This window comes from Mycoplasma sp. CB776, from assembly GCF_054343395.1.
Window position 1 is genome coordinate 1 of record NZ_JBTGVD010000034.1, and the last position, 7,494, is coordinate 7,494.

The following is a 7,494-nucleotide window of genomic DNA, read 5'->3' on the forward strand; positions in this document are numbered from 1 at the left end:
ACTTTCATTACTTCTTAATATAATAGAATTTAAAGATAAAATTATTCCCATAGTCATGAAACAAGATAAAGAAGCAAAATTTAGTGTTGATAAATTTTCTTTAGCTAAGATTGTTTTTATTTCATTTAAATTTGCTACACCACTTTGACTATAAGCACCTAAATAAAATGCTAATAATGATAGTGTTGATGACAAGATGGAAAGTAAAGATATTTGAATTATCATTTCTTTAGTTAAGATAGAAGCATTTTTATGATTTGGTTTTTTATTCATTAAATTTTGTTTTGGTCTATTTAAACCTAGTGCAATTCCTGGGAAAGTTTCAGAAATAACATTTATTCACAAAATTTGTAAAGAAGATAAAGGATTTATACTAAAAATTAAAATTCCAATAAAAGTAGTTAATAAAGCTGTTAAATTGGTTGTAAAAAGGAAAATCATTAATCTTTTTATGCTATATAAAATACTTCTTCCTTCTTTTATAGCACTAACTATTGTTGAAAAATTATCATCTGTTAATACCATATCTGCAGCTTGTTTGGAAACATCAGTTCCTGTTATCCCCATAGCACAACCAATATCTGCAGCTTTAAGAGCAGGAGCATCATTTACTCCATCGCCTGTCATAGAAACAACTTTATTTTTTGTTTGTCAAGCTTTAATAATTCTGATTTTGTCTTCAGGACTAACTCTGGCAAAAACTGCATATTTTTCAATGTTTTGATTTAAATCTTCATCGCTCATTAGTTTTAATTCACTTCCACTTAAAACTAAATCTTCATCAGAGTTTACTATATTTAATTGTTTGGCAATGGCATAAGCTGTGTTTGCATAATCACCAGTAATCATTACAGTTTTTATTCCAGCTTTTTGTGCAATTGCAATAGAACTTTTAACCTCTTCTCTTGGAGGGTCTATCATCCCTATTAATCCCACTAATGTTAAATTTTGTTCCACATTTTTTGAACTTAAATCATCTGGTAATTTGTCTCATTTTCTAATTGCTAATGCTAAAACTCTTAAAGCATTATTAGAAAATTCGATATTTTTATGTTCTATTTGCTTTGACAAATTGTTTGCAAGAGCGAAAATAGAATCTGGAGCTCCTTTTGTAATAGAATAAATATTTTCATTAATTTTTACAAAGACAGTCATCATTTTTCTATCCGAATCAAAAGGAATTTCGTTTATTCTTGGATGTAATCCAGAAACTGAATCTTTCAAAATTTTATTATCAATTCCGAATTGGATAATAGCAGTTTCAGTTGGATCTCCAATTAATTTGTGTTCCCCTTTTTCATTTATAGATGAGTTGGCATCTGTACATAAAATAAAATATTTAATAAAGTCTTCTTCTGAAAAAGCGTTATTTTTAAAGGTTTCTATAACCTTCATTTTATTTTGGGTTAATGTTCCTGTTTTATCACTACAAATTATTGAAACATTTCCTAAAGTTTCAGCAGCTGGTAGTTTTTTAACAAGAGCATTTTTATTTGATAATCTTTTAACTCCAATAGATAAAATAACAGTAACAATTGGTACTAAACCTTCTGGTATAGTTCCAATAGCTAAAGTTATAGCAATAACAACACCTTTTGCTCAAAGACTTCAATTTCCTGAAGCAACTATAAAAATATAAATAAAGAAGGTAATTACACATAAAATAGCGGAAAAAATTCCAATTTTTTTACTTAAATTTGCAAGTTGTTTTTGGAGTGGAGTGAGTTTTTCTTTTTCTTGATTTAGCAATTTAGCAATATTTCCTAATTTTGTTTCCATCCCAATTTTTGTAACTAGAATTTTTGCTCTACCATTTATAACATTTGTGCCAGAATAAACTTCAGTATCTTCGGTTTCTTCTCAGTTAAATTCTAAATTAGATATATTTTTTTTAAAAACACTTAAAGATTCACCTGTTAAAATCGATTCTTCAACCTCTAATTGAGCAGAATTAACAATAATTCCATCAGCTCCGATAGTATTTCCTGCTTCAATTAGTAATATATCTCCAACAACAATGTCTTTTGTATCGATAATTATTTCTTGTCCGTTTCGAATTACTTTTGATGTTGGAGAACTTAAACTAGCAAGTGATTCAATAGATTTTTCTGCTTTATTTTCCTGTATTAAACCAAATATAGCATTTAAAATTACAATAAAAAATATCACAAAAGGTTCTACAAAACTAATTATAAATTCTATATGATTCTTATATTCATAATGAACTATCGCTTCATAAATAGCAATTCCTAAAGCTAAAAATGCAGCAATAATTAAAAGAATAATCATCGGTTCAATAAACTGTTTTAAAAACTTAATAATTAAAGGTGTTTTCTTTTTATTTTTAAGTTCGTTTACACCGTATTTTTCTTTATTTTTAGAAATTTGTTCATGATTTAAACCTTTATTTAAATCAACGTATTTAAATGTATTTTGTAAAGAATTATTTTTGTTTTCCATTATTTCTTTCTGCTGCTTTTTCTACAAAAGCACTAAATAGTTTATGTGGATTTAGTGGTCTTGCATTGAATTCTGGATGATACTGCACACCAATATAAAAATCTTTGCTTTTATCTTCACAAGATTCAACCAGACCTAATTCTGGATGATAACCTGAAAAACTAAAATTTTCATCTTCTAATTTTTCAATAAATTCATGTTGTATTTCGTATCTATGTCTATGTCTTTCAAAAACAGAAGTACTTTTGTAAAATTTAGCAATTAAAGAATCTTTTTTAAACACTGTTTCAGATTCTCCTAATCTTAAAGTTCCGCCCATTTGGTCTTTTTCATTTTTACCTTTTATAAAATCTAAAACATAAACTTCTTCTTTGTTGTTTGTAGCAAATTCTTTAGAAGTTGCGTGTTTATAACCTTTTAGACGTGCTTGAGCAACTGACATTGCTTGCATACCTAAACAGATACCAAAAGTTGGAATATTTTTTTCTCTTGTATATGTTGCTCCTAAAACTTTTCCTTCAAAACCTCTAATACCAAATCCAGGTAAGATAATTACACCATCAGCATCATCGAGTTTTTCAGATATATTTTCATTAGTTAGAATATTAGAGTCAACATATTCTAGTTTTACTTCATATCCTTTATCAAATGCAGAAATTTTAATAGCTTCATTTATTGATTTATAAGCATCGGAAAAACTGGTATATTTCCCAAGCATTTTGATTAATAATTCAGCTTTTTTTTCTTTATTAACTTTGTTAGCAAAAGTTGTTCATTTTCTTAAATTTGGTTTTATATGTGTAATATTAAAGTAATCTAATATAATATTAGCTGCGTCTTTTTTTTCTAAATATAAAGGCATTTCATATACATTTTTTAAATCAGGAGCAGAAATAACATTTCTTGGATTTAAAAATGTAGTTTTTGCAACTTTATTTAAAATAGTGTGATCAACTTCGTCGTTAGATCTTAAAAGTATCATATTAGGTTTTATACCCATACCTCTTAATTTGTTAATAGAATCTTGTGTAGGTTTGGTTTTAAAATCACCTGATGTTTCAAGAAAAGGAACATAAGTTACGTGAATGAAAAAAGTGTTTATTCCGTTGAATTCACTACTCATTTGTGCTATTGCATAAATAAACGGATTTGATTCAATATCCCCTACTGTTCCACCTATTTCAACTATAACAAAGTCACTTTTATATTTTTTTTCTATATTTTTAATTATACTAATTATTTCATCGGTAACATGTGGGATATATTGAACGGTTTTACCATCATAATATCCTTCCCTTTCTTTTTCTAAAATATTTCAAAAGATTCTACCACTTGTAAAATTGGAATCTTTTGAAAATTTTTCATCAATAAAACGTTCATAGTGACCAAGATCAAGATCTGTTTCTCCACCATCAGCAGTTACATAAACTTCTCCGTGTTCGTAAGGAGACATAACTCCAGGATCCACATTTAAGTAAGGATCTAATTTTAAAACAAAAACACTAAAACCTCTTGATTTTAAAAGGTTTCCGATTGAAGCAGCAGAAACTCCTTTTCCTAATCCGGAAATTACACCACCTGTAACAAAAATAAATTTAGACATTTTTTCTCTCTTTCATACTAATACATTTAATATTTAAATTATACAAAAATATTGATATTTTGTTTTTGTAAAAATAAAAAAATATTTATAATTTAAATATGAAAAACAAAACTAAAAAAATTATATTATCATCAATAGTGCTTGGTACTATTGCGGCATCTTCTATTGGCGCAACTTTAGCAATAGTCCTTAATAAAAACAAAAATAAAGAAAGTATATTTTTAAAGGAAAAAATTAAATTTAGCAGAACAAAAGATAAAGTTTTTATATTTCTTCCTAATTCTTTTAAAGAATCAATTAAAGATATTGAATTAACTTTAAAAGAAAAGCAAACAGATTCTAAAACTTATGTTTCAAAAGAGTTTACTTATTTGAATAGCAAAATTGAAGTTTTAATTCCTTCAATTTTGCAAGATAAATCTTCGTTATTTATCGATAAACTCTTTATAAATAAAGAAAATATTTCATTAAAAAGATATTCTGATACAGAAAGAGAAATTATATTTAGTGAAGAAAAAAAAGATCCTGAAGTTCCTAAAACAGACCCTGATACACCTAAACCAGAAAATCCTGGGGAAAAAGATGTAATCGAGAATCCAAATAATGGTACCATAAATAATGTTCAAGATCCAAATGATAAACAAGAACCTGAAATTCCTGATTCAAATGAAAATGATGACTTTGTAATTTCATCTTTAGAAATTTTAGAAAAAACAGATGAATTTGTAAAACTTAAAGTAAATTTTTCTAAACATTTATTAAAAAATGTAAAAAATAAAGATTTTCAAATTGAAATATCTGGAAAAATTAAGGATAAACAATTTTTTAACTCTCAAGAATATATTGAAAATTCCGATTCAGTTATTTTTGATTTATCAAATTTAGAGTTTAGTGAAAACTATTTAATTAATAATATTACTTTAAACAATAAACCACTAACTAGTTTAAATTCAGCACAAAAAATAGGAAATAATTGAGAAAATTCCGAAAATACAAGTGATTTCATCTTTCAAACAAAAGAGTATTCTCAAAAAATATCTTATGATAGTATAAGTTATCACATTGATGAAACAAATCCAAATCGTTTATTACTTTCTTTTAACAATGTGGAAAAACTATTTGAATTTACAGAAAGTGAATATATTGGAAAATTAACATTAAAAGATAAAACAAATTCAGACACAGAATTTACGGTAGATATTTCGATTAGAAAAACAGAAAATGAAGGATTAAAAAATATTCCTATCACAATTAGTACAACAAGTGATTCATCAACTTTTGACTATGAAGATGGATTTGAAATTCCTTCAAACGCCAACTTAGAAATAGTGGATTTTAAAATTGATAGGAGTGGTTTAGTTTCCGTTATTGAACCGAGAATTTCTATTTTACCAAAAGACGGAATAAATAAAGAATTTAGTTCTAAAAGAAGTTTTAGTAAATTCAAAAATACTGAGTTTAATTTAGAATCTAATAATAACTTGAAAGTTAAAACAGAATTAGAACTTGTTGATATTGATCAAAGTAATTTGAATGATGTCAAATTGGAATTTATATCTAATTTTGGTGGTTATTGAAAAATAAATGCAACTAAAGTCAATGATAAATGAGAAGCAAATATTCCAAATTATAATTATTATGGAAAAATTTCTTTAACTAAAGTTTTTGTAAATAATAAAGAAATTCAATTAGATTATTTACATAAAGGAGTCCTTAAATTTAATAATGATAAAAATAGAGAAGAAAATGCACTAATAAATTCTGTAAATATTACCGAAAATAAAGAAAATTCCTTTATATCTGATATTTCTGTAAATTTTAATAATAGTGAATTATTAGATCAATTTTCTTTATTAAAACCAAGACTTGAAATTTTTGATATTAATAATCAAACTCAAATTATTGAACCAAAATTCCTTTATAAAGATAAAAATAATTATATATTTAGCACTTATTTAAAAAACAATGTTAATTATAAAATTAAAAAATTAAGTTTTGGCACTCAAGATTTTAATTTTGAAAATTCATTTACAAAATCAAAGACATCTACACCAAAAACAGAAATAGAATTAAATGAAATAATTAATAATATTTCTTCTTTAAATTTAACAAAAAAATACTGAGCTTCTGGAGCACTAAAATCTTTAAATTCAACATCTGATTTTATAAAGATAACTGACATTAATAAGATTAGAAATTTTGATGATTCAATAGAAATAGAAGTAAATAAATCGTCTTCTGAAACAGAAATTGATGAAAGAAACGGTATTTTAAAATTAAATATCAAATTAAAATCTGGATCAAATTATTCAATTTCTAAAAAAATTACAATTAACAATTTATATAATGTTAATTTCTTTGAACATTTTAATCAAAGTAATAGTTATTTTGAAAAATTAATTTCAATATCAAATAAAGGTTTAACTAAATCTACTTTAGATTTTGACAAAACATTTACTGAAGTAGAAACTAACGATTTACATTATTCATTTGGAAATCCAACTACTTGAGTTGAAATAAAAGATGAAAAATTAAATGATTTTTTAAATATTGATGAATCGTTAAAAAGTTATGATAGTTCAAAACTAAAAATATTTTTCATCAAATTTAGAGATCAAAAAAATTTATATGATCCACATATAACTTCTGCATATGCAATGCAAGGCTTTATGGAATATAAAATAGGTTTTTGATTTGATAATTTAAACGAAAATAACCCAGAATCTAAATATAAGAAAATTTATGGTCCTATGTTAGTAGGTGGATTCAACTTTGATAATACATCACAAAGTCTTTATTTAAACTTTAAAGAAAAAATTGAAAAATTTTCAACAGAAAAATGAGATGAATTTAATAGTTATTATGGATTTAAAAATCCTGAATCTGTTGATTTAGATAATTTAATTGCTGAAATTAATCAAATTTCCAGTAAAGAAGAAAGATGAAATAAAATTTTAGAGTATACCAAAATAAGTAAATTGTTATCTAGTATAACTGATTTAGTTAAAAATTCATTTAATTCTCCAATTTCAAAAGATTTTTATAATATTCAAGTAGAAACAGCAAGCAAAGAAACTATTGGAGAAAATAATTTTCTTAAATTAAAAGTTGTTTTAAAATCTCATTCCTTTAATAGAACTATTCAAAACAACGAAAATAATAATATAGGTAATAATTTTATTGATATATTATTCTTAAAAAGATAAAAACTCAACTAAATTGAGTTTGCTTAATTGTAAGATCAAGTGCACCACTTTAAAGTAAAATTTAAAGTATGGGACACTTGATTTTTTTTGTATAAAAAAAGTGGCCCAAAAAAGTTTTATAACCACTACTTTTTAATTTAAGGACCAATATGAATTATACTACAACCAAACATTATGCTCATTTAAATAGCGAAAAAAGATTTTTAATAGAAAAATTATTTTATG

The 7,494-nt window shown here is 24.7% G+C and carries 3 protein-coding genes; 1 reads left to right on the forward strand and 2 read right to left on the reverse strand.

Features of this window, described 5'->3' with window-relative positions:
* Window positions 1-2,460 (reverse strand): cation-translocating P-type ATPase (locus tag ACXX86_RS03905; RefSeq protein ID WP_458561178.1); only part of this gene is annotated, 2,460 nt, incomplete at its 3' end.
* Window positions 2,444-4,063, reverse strand: coding sequence for a CTP synthase (locus ACXX86_RS03910; RefSeq protein WP_436359086.1), 1,620 nt, complete (start codon window positions 4,061-4,063; stop codon window positions 2,444-2,446). The genes ACXX86_RS03905 and ACXX86_RS03910, both read right to left, overlap by 17 nt.
* Window positions 4,064-4,161: 98 nt before the next feature.
* Here ACXX86_RS03910 and ACXX86_RS03915 point away from each other — a divergent pair, with 98 nt between their 5' ends.
* On the forward strand, window positions 4,162-7,269 hold the full coding sequence (locus ACXX86_RS03915; protein ID WP_458557481.1) for a hypothetical protein: 3,108 nt from the start codon (window positions 4,162-4,164) through the stop codon (window positions 7,267-7,269).
* Window positions 7,270-7,494: the final 225 nt, after the last annotated feature.